Source organism: Volucribacter psittacicida, from assembly GCF_004339025.1.
GTDB classification, from domain to species: domain Bacteria; phylum Pseudomonadota; class Gammaproteobacteria; order Enterobacterales; family Pasteurellaceae; genus Volucribacter; species Volucribacter psittacicida.
Genome location: NZ_SMFT01000001.1, coordinates 173,265 through 190,385, shown reverse-complemented (window position 1 = coordinate 190,385; position 17,121 = coordinate 173,265). Strand labels below are relative to the sequence as shown.

Here is a 17,121-nt window from a genome sequence, read left to right as displayed (position 1 = left end):
TTTTTATCTCCTACCAAGTGATATTTGTTCGCATTTTAACGCAAAAAAATCAATTTGTATCTAATTTAATGCTTTTTCTGCTAAAAAATCTGCCACTAATTGTTCAATATCGGCACTTGTTGGTTGGCTTAATGCTTTATCGGCAAGGGCTTTCGCTTCAGCAAACTCAACATTGCGAATTAATTTTTTAATACGAGGAACAGAAATCGCACTCATACTAAATTCATCTAATCCCATACCTAATAGCAAAATAGTGGCTTTTTCATCGCCAGCTAATTCGCCGCACATACCTGTCCATTTCCCTTCTGCGTGAGAAGCCTCGATAACTTGTTTAATTAAAGCAAGTACCGCTGGATTCATTGGGTTGTATAAATGTGAAATCATTTCATTACCACGATCCACCGCTAAGGTATATTGGGTTAGGTCATTGGTGCCAATACTAAAGAAATCTACTTCTTTTGCTAAGAATTTTGCATTCATTGCGGCAGCAGGTGTTTCAACCATTACCCCAATTTGAATATCTTCATCAAAGGCTTTGCCTTCATTGCGTAATTCTTGTTTTAAGGTTTCAATCACCGATTTTAATTCACGAATTTCTTCTACTGAAATAATCATTGGGAACATAACGGCGAGTTTACCAAAGGCAGACGCACGCAATACTGCTCTTAATTGAGCATTAAGAATTTCTCGGCGATCTAAAGCAATACGAATTGCTCGCCAGCCTAAAAATGGATTCATTTCTTTTGGTAAATCCAAGTAAGGTAAATCTTTATCGCCACCAATATCCATGGTACGCAAAATCACTAAGCGTCCGTCCATTGCCTCAACCACTTCTTTATAGGCAATAAATTGCTCTTCTTCCGTTGGGAGGTGATCACGATCCATAAATAAGAATTCGGTACGATATAATCCTACCCCCTCTGCACCATTACGATGTGCTCCCTCGCAATCACGAATGGTACCAATATTAGCAACCACATCAACACGATGTCCGTCTAGGGTAAGAGCAGGTAAATCTTTTAATTTTACTAACTCTGCCTTTTCTTCATTAATTTGTTGTTCCAAGGCACGTAAACGATCGATCTCTTCTTGTGATGGATTAACATAAACGGCATTATTAATGGCATCTAAAATTAAATAATCGCCAGAATTGACTAACGCAGTTACATTATTTGTTCCCACGATAGCTGGCAATTCTAAAGAACGTGCCATAATAGAAGTATGTGATGTTCTTCCGCCAATATCTGTAATAAACCCTAACACTTTATCAAGGTTTAATTGAGCGGTTTCAGACGGAGTTAAATCATAAGCCACTAAAATTGACTCTTCATTAATATCGCCTAAATCCACAATATGCATACCTAAAATATTTTTGATTAAGCGATTACCAATATCACGAATATCGCCTGCACGCTCTTTTAAGTATTCATCATCAATTTCGGACAGCATTGCCACTTGTTGATCAATGACCTTACTTGCCGCCACACCTGCATTCACTTTATGGCTACGCAAATAGTCCAAAATTTCTTCTTCTAATTCTTCATCTTCTAAAATCATCAAATGACCTTCAAAGATGGCTTCTTTTTCTTCCCCTAAGGCTTGACGGGCACGCTCTTTAATCGCTGTTAATTGTTGAACCGCCGCATCACGCCCTGAATAAAAACGTGCAACTTCTGTGTCAATCTGATCTTCTGTAATTTTTTGAAAATCAAGCACAATTTTTTCTTCTTTAAGCACCAAGGCTTTACCGAAAACAATACCCGGAGAAGCTAAAATTCCTGAAATCATTATATGACCCTTTTATGAGTAAAATAAAATGCTTAACGCGAAATACACAAAATAATGCCACAATATTTTGTGGCAACATCATTATTCTAAGGTTGGAATAAGGGCAACAAGATGCTCGACTGCTTGTTGTTCATCTTCGCCTTCAGCAGAAATGGTAATCACAGTGCCTTGCGTTAAGCCTAAGGTTTGTAGTTTAAATAAACTTTTCGCACTGGCACTTTTTCCGCCTGAAGTTACAGTAACATCCGCAGTAAAGGCTTTCGCTTCTTTCACAAATTGCGCAGCAGGACGAGTGTGTAAACCGTTTGGTGCAGTAATTTCAACATCTTTTGAATACATAATGTTTTCCTCTATAAAAATAGTCAATAAAAATTCGTTACATATAGCACAATAGCAAATAAAAAATACCAAGATAAATGGCTATATTTTCTATTTATTTTATGAATAAAAATAAATCCCGTGCCTAGTATGATTATTCCAATAAAATAATCAACAATAATCCAATAAAAATTTGAGCTAGTCCACAAAAAAAAGCCATTATAGAATATTTTTTAGACAAAATTTAGCTTTTTTCCTATATTTTAATCAATCATTCAAGGGATCAAGCACAAAATGACGTTGAGATTTTGTTTCACTTAAACTTGCCACCACACGATGATAATTCTCAAAGCGTATGGGGTGAATTTTCCCTTGTTCCACCGCTTGTTTTAAGGCACAACCGGGATCGGTTTGATGTTTACAATCCCTAAATTTACAAGTACCCAGAAAATATTGAAACTCACGATAGCCTTTAGCGATTTGCTCTTGCTCCAAATGCCATAAACCAAACTCACGAATCCCGGGGGAATCAATTAAGGCTCCCCCTTGTGGTAAATGATATAAACGTGATGAAGTCGTGGTATGTTGCCCTAATCCTGAGGTTTCACTGACTTCGTTCGTCTGTGCATTTACATCAGGTAAAAGATGATTAACCAAGCTAGACTTCCCTACCCCAGATTGCCCAACAAAAATTGAACATCCCTCCGCTAAAAGTGCGGTCAGTTTTTGCATATTTTCCCCTGTTTTCGCTGAAATCAACAGGGTTTGATAACCAATGTCTTGATAAATCTTTAGCTGTTGCTCTACCTCTTCACGTTGTTGATCTGTCAATAAATCCGCTTTATTAACCACAATAATCGGAGAAATTTGTACGGTTTCGCATACCACCAAATAACGATCAATAATATTCAAGGATAATGTAGGCAAGACCGCCGAGACAATAATAATACGATCAATATTCGCCGCAATTACCTTTAAGCCATCATAATAATCCGGGCGACAAAGCTCGGTTTGGCGAGGCTCAACGGCTTCAATAACACCACTAATCCCTTGCAAATGCTGATGACCTTGCCGCCATAATACCCTATCCCCCACAACCACATTGGCTAAAGTACGGCGTAAATTACAACGAAAAATATTCCCTTGTTGATCCTCGACATCCGCATGAGCAAAATAACGTGTAATCACCAAGCCCGGCTGTGGCTCGCCAAGTAAATCATCTTGCCAAAGTTCCTCATATTCACTATTTGAGCGATGACGATGCAAGGTTTTCGCTTTATTAGAACGAATACGCCGTTGTTGGTTTTTAGTGAGTTTTGTTTTTGCCATAGTAAAAATAAATATTCTCTTTGCTAGCACGATCGCAAAAAATCCAAAAGAGCGGTCGTTTTTTTATGTATTTTTGATTAAAATAGCCCAAAATTCGTATAAGGATACACTATGTTACAAGATAAACAAAACCTAATCTGGATTGATCTGGAAATGACAGGGCTTGATCCCAACAAAGAACGCATTATTGAAATTGCCACCATCGTGACCGACAAAGATCTGAATATTTTAGCGGAAGGTCCTGTCCTTGCTATTCATCAACCTGATAGCTTGCTCAATGCCATGAGTGAATGGTGTGTAAAGACGCATAGCGCCAACGGCTTAATTGAGCGTGTAAAACAAAGTAAACTTAATGAGCGAGCCGCCGAACTACAAACCCTTGATTTTCTTAAAAAATGGGTACCTAAAGGTTGCTCTCCGATTTGTGGTAACAGTGTCGCCCAAGATAAACGCTTTCTTTACCAATATATGCCTGATCTCGCCGATTATTTCCATTATCGCCACTTAGATGTCAGTACCTTAAAAGAATTAGCCAGCCGCTGGAAACCAGAAATCCTCGCAGGTTTTAGCAAAAAAAATACCCATCTCGCCCTTGATGATATTCGTGAGTCTATCGCAGAATTGGCGTATTATCGGCAGAATTTTATTAAATTATAGCTCTTTTATCATCCTTTCAATTTAAATAAGACAAGGCGACAGTCCGAATACAGAACAAAGAGTACAGCGAAGCGTACTAACGCTCGCTGTATAATTTAAAGTAAAGCGATTATAAAATCCATCAATCCACCAAAAACAACGCCGCTGCACCTCGCACGCCACCTGAATCGCCGTGTTTGGCTTTTTTAATTAACGGCACATTGGCACTACGCATTAAATGAGGGGGTAAGGCTTTGGGTAGAGCTTGATATAAATAATCAAAATTAGATAAGCCACCGCCTAGCACAATAACATTAGGATCAAGTGCGGTAATAATATTGCCTAAGGAAATTGCCGCTAGCTCAATAAAAATTTTCACAAAATCCACCGCACTTTGTTGCCCTTGGTAGAAATGTTGAATAATTTGTTTTGCCGATAAAGGTTCGCCGACGAAATCACGATACAACATTTCAAAACCACGCCCTGATAAATAATTATCCAAGCAAGCCACATTACCACAACCACACTGATAAATCGGGGCTTTATCCCAGCCTAATAATTTCAAGGCATGATAATTTAGCTGTAAATGCCCCAACTCCCCTGCCATACCTGTTTGCCCAGAATGAATTTTGCCATTAAACACTAAACCGCCACCAAAGCCAGTGCCTAGGATCAAACCTAACACAAAAGGATATTGCTGATTATCAGGATCCCAAGCCTCAGAAAGGGCAAAGCAATTTGCATCATTTTCTGCCCGCACTTCTCGCTCTAAACGTTCCGCTAAATCTTTTAAGATAGGGCGATTATCCGCCGCACGAATATTGGTAATTTCAGCCAAGCCCGTTGTGTGATTAACAAAGCCCGGAATACCTAGCCCCACCGAACCTTGGCAAGCAAATTGCCGATCCGCTTTCTTTACTAATTCCACTATCGCCCTTAGCCATTGTTCATAATCTTCTTTAGGGGTTTCAATACGTTCACTGTGTTGTTTTTCTAGCTGTTGATTAAACACCGCTAATTCAATTTTCGTACCGCCAATATCTAAACCGTATAGCATAAACTCACCTCAAACTAAAAAATTTTTGCTATTTTAACCGCACTTTATATAAATTACATTGTTTTTTGCCTTCATTTTAATAATAGATTTAACAGAATACTTAAATATAGAAAAAAGCATAAGAAAAAATAACAAGAGTAAATCACTAAGGTATATAATGGCTAAATTTCTTTTATCGTTTATCAAACAAATGACAAACAATTAAAAAATAGGATAAATAATGACCAAAATACAACGTGTTACTGAAGCGAATTTACCCACTGAGTTTGGGCTTTTTCGCATTGTGGGCTTTGAGTTTCCTGATACCAAAAAAGAACATATTGCTTTAGTTTATGGCGATATTAGTAATCCTGAGCAACCTGTCCTTGCTCGTATTCATTCGGAATGTTTAACGGGCGATACCCTATATAGCTTAAAATGTGATTGTGGTTTTCAGCTAGAAACCGCTTTACGGCAAATTAGTGAAGAAGGGCGTGGCGTATTAATTTATCATCGAGAAGAAGGACGTGGGATCGGGATTATCAATAAAATCCGAGCTTATGCTTTGCAAGATCAGGGTATGGATACCATTGAGGCAAATTTAGCCTTGGGCTTTGCCGCTGATGAGCGTAATTTTTCTGTTTGCGCTGATATTTTTGAGCTATTGGGGGTAAAAGCGGTACGCTTGCTGACCAATAATCCTGAAAAAATTGAAACCATGAAACAAGCGGGCATTAATGTGGTAGAACGTGTGCCGTTAAATGTGGGGGAAAATCGTTACAATACCCAATATTTAGACACCAAAGCCAAAAAAATGGGGCATTTTATTGTGCATAATCAGCAACAACATTTATTAAATTGCCCTTATTGTCAGGAAGAAATTCCAAAAATTAAACAAAAATAACAAATAATTCTGCTCAATTCCTAACAGGAATAAGTAGTTTTTAATTAACTATAATTAGTTCCATTATAGTCGTTTCAATTTGATATAAGACAAGTCAGCACGCCGAATACAGTACAAAGAGTACGGCGAGGCGTGCCAACACGGTCTAATTTAAAAAAGGGCGGTAGTATTTTTGCCTTTTTTTATTCCTCTAATCCACTTTAAACTTAACCAAACGATTAGCATTGGTCGCAACAGTAATTGAGGATAATGCCATGGCAAGCCCTGCTAGCATTGGATTTAATAAAATACCAAAGAAGGGATATAAAATGCCAGCGGCAATGGGTATGCCTAAGCTATTGTAAATAAAAGCACCAAATAAATTTTGTTTCATATTACGTAATGTGCCTTTTGCTAAAGCTAAACTATCCGCTACGGCATTCATACTAGGACGCATTAGGGTTATTTCTGCGGTTTCAATGGCAATATCACTGCCTCCTCCCATTGCCATACTCACATTGGCTTGAGCTAAAGCGGGGGCGTCATTAATACCATCACCGACCATTAAAACTTGATGCCCCTGTTGTTGTAGCTGTTGGATATGTTGGGCTTTTTGTTCTGGTAATACGCCTGCAATAACCTGATCCAAGCCGAGCTGTTGTGCAATCGCTTGTGCTGTTTTTTCTTGATCACCTGTTAGCATAATTAAATGATAACCTTGCTGATGTAAACGTTTTATCGCCACTTTGCTGTCTTCTCTTAGGGGATCCGCTATGGCAAACAATACAACCAGCGTTTGATCTACACTGAGAAAAACTACCGTTGCACCTTGTGCTTGTTGTTGAGCAATAAAATCTTGGGCAATTTCCGTTGAAATATGATGTTGTTGCAATAATTTTTCATTACCTAGCAATAAAGTATGCTGTGCGACTTGGCCTTTTACTCCCAATCCTTTTAGGGTTGTGAAATGCTCAACAGGCAATAAGGGCTGTTGATTTTCTTCGGCAAACCTCAATATGGCTTTAGCTAAAGGATGATTAGCGGATTGCTCTAAACTTGCTGCTAATTGGATTGCCTTATGTTGTTGAAAATCAGGACTACAATATACTGCGGTAACACGAGGCATACCTTGTGTTAAAGTGCCTGTTTTATCAAAAACAAGGGTATCAACACTTGCTGCTTTTTGTAAGGCATCTGCATCTCTGATTAAAATCCCCCATTCCGCTGCTCGCCCTATTCCTGCAATAATTGACATAGGTGTCGCCAATCCTAAAGCACAAGGACAAGCAATAATCAATACGGTTGTGAATGTAACTAACGCATAATCAGGATAAACAAAATACCAGAGTATGGCGGTAAGTATGGCGATGACTAGCACCGTAGGTACAAAAATACTGGCTATTTTATCAGCTAATTGCCCTATTTGTGGCTTACTACTTTGTGCTTTCCGCACTAATTTGATGATATTGGCTAATTTGGTACGATGACCAATTTCTTGCGCCAAAATGACCGCACTTCCATCATTAACCATTGTTCCTGCCGACACTTTATCGCCTTGCTGTTTTTCTACGGCGAGCGGTTCGCCCGTTAACATAGATTCATCAACCCATAATGTTCCTTGTTGTACAATGCCATCTACCGCAATGCGATCGCCTGTTAACACTCGCAATTTCATTCCTGGCACAACTTGTTCTAAGGGTAAGATTTGCTCTTGGTTATCAAGCAATACACGAGCAGTTTTTGGGGTTAAATCAATTAATTGTTCAAGGGCTTTTGAGGAATGTTGTTTCGCTCTCGTTTCCAACATTTTTCCCAAATTGATTAAACCAATGATCATCGCACTGGCTTCAAAATAAAGATGGCGGCTATCTGCTGGAAACCATTCTGGTTTGAGAACAATCATCAATGAATATAGCCAAGCTGTCCCTGTTCCCAGTGCAACTAAGGTATCCATTGTGGCGGTTTTATGGGTTAAGGCTTGATAAGCACGCCAATAAAAATGACCGCCAGCATAAATCATTACGGCGAAAGTGATAATGGCGATAATGAACCAAAAAACACGATTCTCCGCCGTCAATGCCATTTCGCCAGTCAATAATCCCCAAAGCATTAATCCCCCCCCTAACACAAGGGCAACAATAGCTTGGGATTTTCTTTTTGTTATTTCTTGTTGTGCTTGGCGTTGCTGTTTTTCTCGTCTTATTTGCTCATTTTCAATACATTCTGCACCATAACCCGCTTGCTGCACCGCTTGAATAAGCTGTTCTGCCTTTGCATTTCCTTGGATCAATGCGGTTTGTTCTGCCAAATTAATTTGAACAGATGAGACTTGTGCTACCGCTTCTAAGGCTTTTTGTACCTTAAGCACACAAGCCGCGCAATTAAGCCCGCTTAACAATAAATAAACCTGATCCTTATCTTGCTCTACTACCCTTGGATCAGAATTTATCAAAACAGTATCATGAGGTAGTAGATTATCCTTTGCGTTTTCTTCTCCTGAGATTGATGCCCCATAATCTTGTTGCGTAATCGCATCAATTAATAACTGAGGATCAACATGACCAGTGACTTTTGCGGAAGTCAGCGTTACCTCTGCTTGCTCAACCCCCTCAATTTCCTCAAGGATTTTTTTGACCGCTTTTACACAATGTCCACAAGACAAGCCCGTTAAATTAAGTTGAATAATTGGCATAAAAACTCCTTTCTCTTTTTGTATCGCCGTCCCTCTTTATAGCCCTTTCAATTTAAAATGAAAGGGTACGACCGAGGCATACCAAGGCTGTATCATTTTAAAGTGGGAAGACGATAAATTGAAACAGTTATAATCTTGGTATAAGATAAACCCTCCCCTAAGGTTAAGGTCAAGTTTTTTATATGAATATTACTCAAGTGGCTAAACTCACTCAGCTTAGTCCTAAAGCAATCCGTTTTTATGAGGAAAAAGGCTTAATTACTGCCCCTTCTCGTGCCAGTAATGGCTATCGCCAATATCAACAACAACATATTGCTGAGTTACGTTTATTACATCAAGCAAGAACAGTGGGGTTTTCTCTAACAGAAGCCAAACAATTATTACAGCTTTATCGCAATCCCAAACGCCGTAGTGCGGAAGTCAAGCAATATACGTTACAAAAAATCGCGGATATTGAACAACAAATCCAACATCTAAACCAAATGAAAGATTATCTCCAACAATTAGCCGAACAATGTCCTGGCAATAATGATGAATATTGTCCAATTATTGAAGGCTTAGCTTGTTCTTCTTCGCCATAAAGATCATCTAGCCAAGTCAATGATTTGATCATATACTTAGTGCTTTTATATCACTTATCTTAATCTTGAGTTATGGGAGCATTAACACAATCACATTTTGCGACGGAAAATAAGCAACATTTTACCCATTGCGGTGAATGTGATGCCCTTGTTACTGTACCTCAACATCTCAACAAGCAGCAACGTGCCTTATGCCCACGTTGTCAGCATACTTTAGCAACAGGAAATCATTGGGATTTACGCCGTTGTGCCATTATTGCTTTATCCATATTGATCTTAATGCCTTTTGCCTTAACCTTTCCATTATTAAGCATAGATTTATTGGGGGTATCGGTACAAGCCTCAGTTTGGGGCGGCGTATGGAAAATGGCAACAGAACATTATCCCTATACAGCATTCTTAGTTTTTATTTGTGCTGTGGTTATGCCCCTCTTTTTTGCTTTATTAGTCATTATGTTACGCCTTGCTCAATTATTAAAAATAAAACCGCGTAATCTATTATTAACCATTAACCATATTAAACCTTGGGTAATGTTAGATGTTTATTTGGTTTCATTAGGGGTTGCCGCCTTTAAAGTACGAGAATATGCCAGCTTAGAAATGGATATTTATTTAATCGCATTTGTTTTTATGGCATTGTTGACCACATTATTATTTATCAAAATTGATACAAAAGCCCTTTGGAATGACTTTTATCCACAACAACCGCAACTCGAAGAAATTTGTTTAAAAAAACCACCGCACTTTTGTCATCACTGTGAATACAGTTTTAATCAGCCGAGTTTTGATCGTAAAAAGCGAGAAATTTGTCCCCGTTGTCATCAATCTACTGTTATGGATAAAAATTTAATTTTACAAGGGACTTGGGCAACCCTTATTGCTGGATTGATTATGCTTATTCCTGCCAATTTGTTACCCATATCAACAGTCTATCTCAACGGTGCGCCATCTTCTGATACCTTAATGTCAGGTGTGATTTCCTTTATTGATATGGGCAGTTATTTTGTGGCTTTTGTGGTTTTTACGGCGAGTATTTTTGTACCTATAGGCAAAATTATTATTTTGCTTTATCTACTTTGTAGCGTCCATTTTGAATGGACACATTCCATAAAATGGCAGATGAGATTATTACATATCGTCCATTTTGTGGGGCGTTGGTCTATGCTGGATTTATTTGTGCTTTCTTTAATGATGTCCTTAGTGTCAAGAGGACAAATCATTAGTTTTTCTGTCGGGCCAGCGGCACTTTATTTTGGCATTGCCGTTTTTCTCACTATGATTTCAACTTCACTTTTTGATAGTCGTTTACTTTGGAAAATTTATGACAAACAAACACACAGAAAAAAATGATCCTCAACCATATCAAAATGCCTATATTCGTCAAATTAAACGTATATCGCCATTTTGGTTATTACCTATTATCGCATTATTTATTGGAGCAACCCTCTTCTTTCAAATTATTAAAGAACAAGGGACAACGATTACCATTATTTTTAATAATGGCGATGGATTAGTGGCTGGAAAAACCCAAGTCCGTTACCAAGGTTTACAAATTGGCGAAGTGAAAAAGGTAAATTTTGCCGATGACTTAAAACACGTTGAAGTTACCGCCAATATTTATCCTGAGGCTCGCTCAATTTTACGGGAGCACACCAAATTTTGGATTGTGCAACCTAGTGCTTCTCTAGCGGGCATCTCGGGCTTAGATGCTTTAGTTTCTGGAAACTACATTACCTTACAACCCGGTGATGGCGAACCTGCCGACCAATTTATCGCCGAGAATGAGGGGCCTATTGCCGAAGTTCATCAAGGCGATTTACTTATCCATTTAATCGCCGAAGATCTTGGCTCAATTTCGGCAGGCGCCTCCGTTTATTTCAAAAAAATGCCCGTAGGAAAAATTTATGATTATCGCTTAACACAAGATCAACAAAAGGTTGAAATTGATGTGGTCATTGAAAAAAATTATGCCAACTTGGTGAAAAAAGATAGCCGTTTTTGGAATATTAGTGGTATTCAAGCGGATCTTAGCCTAGCGGGTTTATCCGTTAATGTGGACAGTTTAAATGCCGTTGTACAAGGTGCTATTTCCTTTGATTCGCCAACTGAAAGCCCTGAGGCACAAGCTAATCAACAATATACCTTGTATCCGAATTTACAAGCGGCTAAACGAGGAATTAGTGTAAATGTGAATTTACCAAATATTACAGGTTTAGAAGCTAATAAAACCCTCGTGTTTTATCAAAATATGCCAGTGGGATTATTATCTGAATTAAAAATTAATGAAGATGAAGCGGATCAAAACCGTATTGAAGGAACATTACTTATTGATCCTAATATGGCAAATTTATTACGGGAAAATAGTGAAATTGTACTAAGAGATAAAAAAATAGGGCTTGCAGATTTAGCCAACCTTGATGATTTATTTAAAGGTCGTTCCTTTGAAATTATCCCAGGTGAAGGTAAAGCAAAATACGATTTTGACGTGATCAAACAATCTGAATTATTGCTGAAAAGACCTAATACCCTATTACTCACCTTAACGGCACCAGAAAGTTATGGTATCGATGAAAGCCAACCTATTTATTATAATGATATTGTTATTGGCGAAGTGGTAAAACGTCATATTGATGTTGAGCAAGTTCAATTCCAAATAGCCATTGCTGCGGAATATCGTCATTTAGTGGTGAAAGACAGTAAGTTTATTGCCAGCTCAAACCTTGATATTTCCCTTGGATTAGATGGATTAAAAGTAGAAGCTGCCTCACCAAGTAAATGGCTAGAGGGTGGCATACGTTTAATAAAAGGACAGGCAAAACAGGGAACTGCACTAACAAGTTATCCTTTATATAAAAATCAAAGCTATGCTGAAATGGAAATGACAGGTAATCGGTTAACTCCAAGCATTACATTAACAACATCTGCATTGCCTAATATTAGTGCGGATTCAATCCTGTTATATCGCCAATATGAGGTGGGTAAAGTCCTTGATATTCGTCCAACCTCAAAGCATTTTGAGGTAGATGTATGGATTTATCCAAAATATCGTCATTTATTAACCAATAAAAGCCGTTTTTGGGTAGAAAGCCCAACTCAAGTAGATATTACCCCTAATGGTATTAGCGTCCAGGCCTCTCCACTAGGGCGAGCATTAAAAGGGGCTATTAGCTTTGATAATTTTGCTCAACCTCTCGCTCAGCAAACCCTTTATGCTAACGCCTTATCAGCACGCTCAGCAGGGCAAGAAATTACCTTAATCACAGATAATGCGAGTAATCTTGGTAAAGGTATGAGTTTAAAATATATGGGATTAACCATTGGTGAAATTTCTCAAGTGGATTTTAGCCAGAAAAATAAACGTATTGTGGCTAAAGCCTTGATTCAACCAGAATATTTAGATCTTGTGGCAAGAGAAAACAGTAAATTTAAAATTATTTCCCCACAAATCTCCGCAGGAGGTATTGAAAACTTAGATAGCCTATTACGTCCTTATATTGATATTGAAGCAGGATCTGGCGGGCGAAAAACAGAATTTACACTTTGGCAAAATACACCAACGGCAAGCAAATATAATAATGGCTTTCCATTAATATTAGAAGCCTCAAATGCTATGAACCTCACTGAAGGTGCACCAATATTATACCGAGGTGTTGAAGTGGGTATAATACAAAATATTGAAATTAACAAACAAGGCGATCGTGTGTTAATTCATATTTTAATTAGCAACAAGCACCGCTATTTAGTCCGCCAAAACTCTGAATTTTGGCTAGCATCAGGCTATAACTTTGAACTTGGCTGGCAAGGTGCAGAATTTAATACGGGTTCCATTCAACAGCTACTCAAGGGCGGAATATCCTTCTCCACCCCATCTGGCACAGTAGTTCAACCCGAAGCAAAAGCCAATCAACGCTTCCTGCTAAGACAACAACGCCCAGAACAAGCAAGAGAATGGAATCAGGCGGTAATGCCTTGAGAATAAATTAAATAAATTAGGGCTTAAAAGCCCTATTTTATATAGAGTTTCCGACGAATCTTACGCAACAACAAAAACAACCAAGGCCATAATAAACCACTGACTATTGCGCCAAATATTTCTTGCCAATTAAATACGGCGGTATGTAAAAATAATTCAATAAAAAAAATACCGAAACGTATCAGGATGACAAAAAGGATCATTAATAAGCTCTGTTGCCAAAGGGAAAGATTGCGTAAAATCAAGTGATTGGCACTAATAAGATAAGTAAAAACAGAAAGAATTAAAGCATGAACGCCTAAATTAGAGCCGAGTATAAGATCCCATAAAACGCCTAAGATAAAAGCACTCCCAATGCTAATTTTATTGGGCGTTGCCATTGCCCAATAAGTGAGCACCATAATCAGCCAAGCAGGGCGAAAACTTTGCAAACTTGTTGGCCAAGGCATAATTTCTAATGTGAGTGCGATAATAAAAATACTGAGCAAAATTGCCCATTGCAAAATAAGATTTCCTTTCATTATTGCTCTCCTGTGGTTTGATTCAAGCTATCAAAGGGTAGGTTTTCTTCTACATTTATCGGCACATTTTCAAATTCAGGCGGTTCAACCATATCATTTGGTTCAGGTTCAACCTGTTGATCCAAATTTTGTTTATTTTCATTATTATCTTGGATTTTCTCTTTTTGCTGGGAAAAACGTTGGCGTACTGCATTACGTACTTCTTCTGGCGATAAGGCATTCGCTTTGCGTAAATCTTCATTGGTTGGCCATAACAATAAGACATAACGTAATCGTTCTAATGAGGCAAGTGGTTTAACTGTGACGGTGGCAAAATAATTTTGTCCACTACGAGAAATGCTATTCACTGTTCCTACTGGGTAACCTTCTGGGAAACGTCCCCCTAAGCCTGAGGTAACTAATAAATCACCTTTTTGAATATCAACACTTCTCGGGACATTTTCTAACATTAATTCATCATTACGCCCTGTTCCTGTGGCAATAACTCGCACATCATTCCTTAATACTTGTAAAGGAATACCATGAGTCACATCAGTAACGAGCAAAACTCGGCTAGTATTGGTTCCCACTGAAATCACTTGTCCTACAACACCTTTTTCATCAATAACGGGTTGCCCAACATAAACCCCGTCACTTTCTCCTTGGTTAATCACAACTTGCTGACGATAAACATCGGTTTCTGCGGTTAAAACTTCCGCAATTTTCTTATATTCATCTTGTCGTAGTGGTGAATTAAGTAATAAACGTAACCGTTGGTTTTCAACCTTTAATTGATCCAATAATAATAGTTCTGCATTTTTTTCACGCAACTGTTGGCGTAAAATACGATTTTCTATTTGTAATTTGGAAGTATCCACCAAATTATCGGACACTTCATCAAGGACAGAACGAGGAGAGTTTGCCAAATAATACAAACCTTCAACCGCCGTTTCCATCACTGTTCGCGCTTTTATCATGGTATGATTTTGCCCATCAGAAATCATCAATGCGATAGAGGCTAGCACAGCAAGTGCCAATCGAAGACCTAATGGTGGTGCTTTGGCAAAAATAGGTTTCATAAGCTATCCATTTAAAATACAAAAAGTGCGGTCAGTTTTACCGCACTTTTTTACTTACCTTGTTAAATTACAGTTCATCACTAAAAATATCGCCACCATGCATATCGATCATTTCTAATGCTTCACCGCCTCCTCGTGCTACACAGGTTAATGGATCTTCAGCAATAATCACTGGCACGCCAGATTCTTTAGATAATAAAATATCAATATTGCGTAATAATGCCCCGCCCCCTGTTAGCACCATACCACGCTCAAAAATATCCGCCGCCAATTCTGGTGGACATTGTTCTAATGCAGTACGTACCGCAGTAACAATGCCATTTAAAGGTTGTTGAATGGCTTCTAATACATCACGTGAGGTTAATTTAAATGTTCTTGGCGCGCCTTCCGATAAATTATGCCCATGAACTTCCATTTCAAGGATTTCATCATCATCTTGTAAATAGGCTGACCCCAGCTCTTTTTTAATCCGCTCCGCTGTGGCTTCCCCAATGGAAGAGCCAAAAGTACGGCGAACATAAGCAATAATGGCTTCATCAAAACGATCACCACCGATACGTACAGAAGACGAATAAACCACACCATTTAAAGAAATAACTGCGACTTCGGTTGTACCACCACCAATATCAATTACCATAGAACCCGTTGCCGTTGATACAGGCAATTTAGCCCCAATAGCTGCAGCCATAGGTTCTTCAATCAAATAAACCTCTCTTGCGCCTGCCCCAATAGCTGATTCCTTGATGGCACGGCGTTCCACCTGCGTTGCCCCAGCGGGTACACAAACTAAAACCCGAGGGCTTGGACGCATAAAATTACTACTATGCACTTGTTTAATGAAATATTGCAACATTTTCTCTGTTACAAAAAAATCGGCAATCACACCATCTTTCATTGGGCGAATTGCCACAATACTTTTTGGTGTACGCCCTAACATCATCTTCGCTTCTTTCCCTACCGCCGCAATACTTTTTAACGAGCCCACACGATCTTGGCGAATTGCCACCACAGAAGGTTCATCTAAAACAATACCTTGACCTTTTACATAAATTAATGTGTTAGCTGTTCCTAAATCAATAGAAAGATCATTTGAAAATAAACCACGAATTTTTTTAAACATAATAAGCCCATTAAAAATAAATGATTAAACTAATAAATACTGGCATATTTATAGCCGTTTCAATTTAAAACAAAGCAAAGCGACACCTGAAAACAGTAAAAAAGTACAGTGAAGCGTGCCAATAAGGTATTATTTTAAAACCAAACGACTATACATCAAAAATTGGCACACAATTTACCAAAAAATCACTATTTATAACAGAAAAATTTATGATTTTTCTCTGTAAAATGCTGTAAAAAATAAATTATAATCAAGGCAAACCTAATCTTCATTATTTAGGAGAAAACTCAATGTCAGTTGTATTAGATAATCTCATTGGCTTATTAAAATTAGAAAAAATTGATGATTTCTTATTTCGTGGTGCAAGCCAAGATCTTGGTTTGCGCCAAGTTTTTGGCGGTCAAGTGGTTGCACAAGCCTTATCAGCCGCTATGCAAGTTGCTCCACAAAATAGAATCTTACATTCTTGCCACGCCTATTTTCTTGCCCCTGGCGATAGCCAATATCCCATTATCTACGATGTAGAAACCCTAAGAGAAGGGCATAATTTTACCGCCTTGCGAGTAAAAGCCATTCAACATAATCAAGCAATTTGTCATATCACCACCTCATTTCAAACCCCAGAACAGGGATTTGAACACCAATCTACGATGCCAAATGTTGAGCCACCAGAAGCCTTAACCTCTGAAAATGCATTATTACAGCAACTCGCACCTCTAATCCCAGAACCAATTCGCTCAAAATTTACCGCTGAGCGTCCTTTTGATATTCGTACTAAATATATGAATAACCCTTTTAAAGGGAATATTATGCCAGCAGAACAATTTGCTTGGTTTAAAGCCAATGGTCAAGCCCCTTTAGAGCAAAAAATTCAACAATGTTTACTGGCTTATTTTTCCGATTTTCATTGCCTGTTAACCGCATTACAACCTCATGGTAAAGGATTTTTGGAAGCTGGAATGAAAGTGGCAACCATTGATCATGCTATTTGGTTTCATCGTCCATTTGATCTCAACCATTGGTTATTACACGCCATTGAAAGTAATAATGCTTGTGGTGCAAGAGGGCTAAGTCGAGGGCAAATCTTTGATCAGCAAGGGCGTTTAATCGCCACAACCCAGCAAGAGGGGCTTATTCGTTATCAACAAGCAAGTTAATTTAAATCAACTTTAAAAAACCAACTCTT

General features: G+C 38.4%; 14 protein-coding genes. 6 read left to right on the top strand and 8 right to left on the bottom strand.

The genetic code is table 11. From position 1 onward, the window contains the following. Window positions 1-60: 60 nt before the first annotated feature. The 3 genes from ptsI to rsgA all read right to left on the bottom strand — a co-directional run bounded on the left by ptsI (window position 61) and on the right by rsgA (window position 3,435). The gene (ptsI, locus tag EV694_RS00875; RefSeq protein ID WP_132687934.1) at window positions 61-1,788 is read right to left on the bottom strand and encodes a phosphoenolpyruvate-protein phosphotransferase PtsI; all 1,728 of its coding nucleotides are present in this window, start codon (window positions 1,786-1,788) and stop codon (window positions 61-63) included. Window positions 1,789-1,869: 81 nt separating this feature from the next. Beyond that, entirely contained in the window at window positions 1,870-2,127 is a 258-nt protein-coding gene (gene ptsH, locus EV694_RS00870) for a phosphocarrier protein Hpr (RefSeq protein ID WP_132687932.1), read from the bottom strand. A 246-nt stretch (window positions 2,128-2,373) separates the two neighbouring features. Then, on the bottom strand, window positions 2,374-3,435 hold the full coding sequence (rsgA, locus tag EV694_RS00865) for a small ribosomal subunit biogenesis GTPase RsgA (RefSeq protein ID WP_132687929.1): 1,062 nt from the start codon (window positions 3,433-3,435) through the stop codon (window positions 2,374-2,376). 111 nt (window positions 3,436-3,546) lie between these two features. Between rsgA and orn the strand changes: the two genes are divergently transcribed. After that, window positions 3,547-4,092, top strand: a complete 546-nt coding sequence (gene orn / locus EV694_RS00860; protein ID WP_132687927.1) for an oligoribonuclease — start codon at window positions 3,547-3,549, stop codon at window positions 4,090-4,092. 121 nt (window positions 4,093-4,213) lie between these two features. On the opposite strand, the gene nagK is transcribed toward orn, so the two are convergent. Beyond that, window positions 4,214-5,128 carry an N-acetylglucosamine kinase gene (nagK, locus tag EV694_RS00855; RefSeq protein WP_132687925.1) on the bottom strand — a complete coding sequence of 305 codons (915 nt, stop codon included), beginning with the start codon at window positions 5,126-5,128 and terminating at the stop codon, window positions 4,214-4,216. A gap of 220 nt (window positions 5,129-5,348) precedes the next feature. On the opposite strand from nagK, the gene ribA reads away from it, so the two are divergent. Next, complete coding sequence (gene ribA, locus EV694_RS00850) at window positions 5,349-6,011, top strand: GTP cyclohydrolase II (protein WP_132687922.1); 663 nt, start codon at window positions 5,349-5,351, stop codon at window positions 6,009-6,011. A 190-nt stretch (window positions 6,012-6,201) separates the two neighbouring features. Here ribA and EV694_RS00845 read toward each other — a convergent pair whose 3' ends face one another. Continuing rightward, on the bottom strand, window positions 6,202-8,682 hold the full coding sequence (locus tag EV694_RS00845; protein WP_132687920.1) for a copper-translocating P-type ATPase: 2,481 nt from the start codon (window positions 8,680-8,682) through the stop codon (window positions 6,202-6,204). A gap of 182 nt (window positions 8,683-8,864) precedes the next feature. Between EV694_RS00845 and cueR the strand changes: the two genes are divergently transcribed. The 3 genes from cueR (at window position 8,865) to EV694_RS00830 (ending at window position 13,236) form a co-directional block, all read left to right on the top strand. Beyond that, window positions 8,865-9,263 carry a Cu(I)-responsive transcriptional regulator gene (cueR, locus tag EV694_RS00840; protein ID WP_132687918.1) on the top strand — a complete coding sequence of 133 codons (399 nt, stop codon included), beginning with the start codon at window positions 8,865-8,867 and terminating at the stop codon, window positions 9,261-9,263. A gap of 72 nt (window positions 9,264-9,335) precedes the next feature. Next, window positions 9,336-10,613, top strand: a complete 1,278-nt coding sequence (locus EV694_RS00835) for a paraquat-inducible protein A (protein WP_132687916.1) — start codon at window positions 9,336-9,338, stop codon at window positions 10,611-10,613. Beyond that, complete coding sequence (locus EV694_RS00830; protein ID WP_132687913.1) at window positions 10,585-13,236, top strand: PqiB family protein; 2,652 nt, start codon at window positions 10,585-10,587, stop codon at window positions 13,234-13,236. The genes EV694_RS00835 and EV694_RS00830 overlap by 29 nt, the downstream gene beginning before the upstream one ends. 32 nt (window positions 13,237-13,268) lie before the next feature. On the opposite strand, the gene mreD is transcribed toward EV694_RS00830, so the two are convergent. From mreD to EV694_RS00815, 3 genes are all read right to left on the bottom strand, one after another. Next, on the bottom strand, window positions 13,269-13,757 hold the full coding sequence (gene mreD / locus EV694_RS00825) for a rod shape-determining protein MreD (protein WP_132687911.1): 489 nt from the start codon (window positions 13,755-13,757) through the stop codon (window positions 13,269-13,271). Then, entirely contained in the window at window positions 13,757-14,815 is a 1,059-nt protein-coding gene (gene mreC / locus EV694_RS00820) for a rod shape-determining protein MreC (RefSeq protein WP_132687909.1), read from the bottom strand. Before mreC ends, mreD begins: the two co-directional genes overlap by 1 nt. Before the next feature lie 67 nt (window positions 14,816-14,882). Next, window positions 14,883-15,938, bottom strand: coding sequence for a rod shape-determining protein (locus EV694_RS00815; RefSeq protein ID WP_132687907.1), 1,056 nt, complete (start codon window positions 15,936-15,938; stop codon window positions 14,883-14,885). A gap of 287 nt (window positions 15,939-16,225) precedes the next feature. Here EV694_RS00815 and tesB point away from each other — a divergent pair, with 287 nt between their 5' ends. Then, window positions 16,226-17,092: an acyl-CoA thioesterase II gene (gene tesB, locus EV694_RS00810; RefSeq protein WP_132687904.1), complete on the top strand. Its 867-nt coding sequence runs from the start codon at window positions 16,226-16,228 to the stop codon at window positions 17,090-17,092. Window positions 17,093-17,121 lie beyond the last annotated feature (29 nt).

Excerpts from the sequence above, each read along its gene's own strand:
- ptsI (WP_132687934.1), bottom strand. The coding sequence starts at position 1,788 with ATGATTTCAGGAATTTTAGCTTCTCCGGGTATTGTTTTCGGTAAAGCC.
- nagK (WP_132687925.1), bottom strand. The coding sequence starts at position 5,128 with ATGCTATACGGTTTAGATATTGGCGGTACGAAAATTGAATTAGCGGTG.
- cueR (WP_132687918.1), top strand. The coding sequence starts at position 8,865 with ATGAATATTACTCAAGTGGCTAAACTCACTCAGCTTAGTCCTAAAGCA.
- tesB (WP_132687904.1), top strand. The coding sequence starts at position 16,226 with ATGTCAGTTGTATTAGATAATCTCATTGGCTTATTAAAATTAGAAAAA.
- EV694_RS00830 (WP_132687913.1), top strand. The coding sequence starts at position 10,585 with ATGACAAACAAACACACAGAAAAAAATGATCCTCAACCATATCAAAAT.
- EV694_RS00845 (WP_132687920.1), bottom strand. The coding sequence starts at position 8,682 with ATGCCAATTATTCAACTTAATTTAACGGGCTTGTCTTGTGGACATTGT.
- mreC (WP_132687909.1), bottom strand. The coding sequence starts at position 14,815 with ATGAAACCTATTTTTGCCAAAGCACCACCATTAGGTCTTCGATTGGCA.
- mreD (WP_132687911.1), bottom strand. The coding sequence starts at position 13,757 with ATGAAAGGAAATCTTATTTTGCAATGGGCAATTTTGCTCAGTATTTTT.
- EV694_RS00835 (WP_132687916.1), top strand. The coding sequence starts at position 9,336 with ATGGGAGCATTAACACAATCACATTTTGCGACGGAAAATAAGCAACAT.
- rsgA (WP_132687929.1), bottom strand. The coding sequence starts at position 3,435 with ATGGCAAAAACAAAACTCACTAAAAACCAACAACGGCGTATTCGTTCT.
- orn (WP_132687927.1), top strand. The coding sequence starts at position 3,547 with ATGTTACAAGATAAACAAAACCTAATCTGGATTGATCTGGAAATGACA.
- ribA (WP_132687922.1), top strand. The coding sequence starts at position 5,349 with ATGACCAAAATACAACGTGTTACTGAAGCGAATTTACCCACTGAGTTT.
- ptsH (WP_132687932.1), bottom strand. The coding sequence starts at position 2,127 with ATGTATTCAAAAGATGTTGAAATTACTGCACCAAACGGTTTACACACT.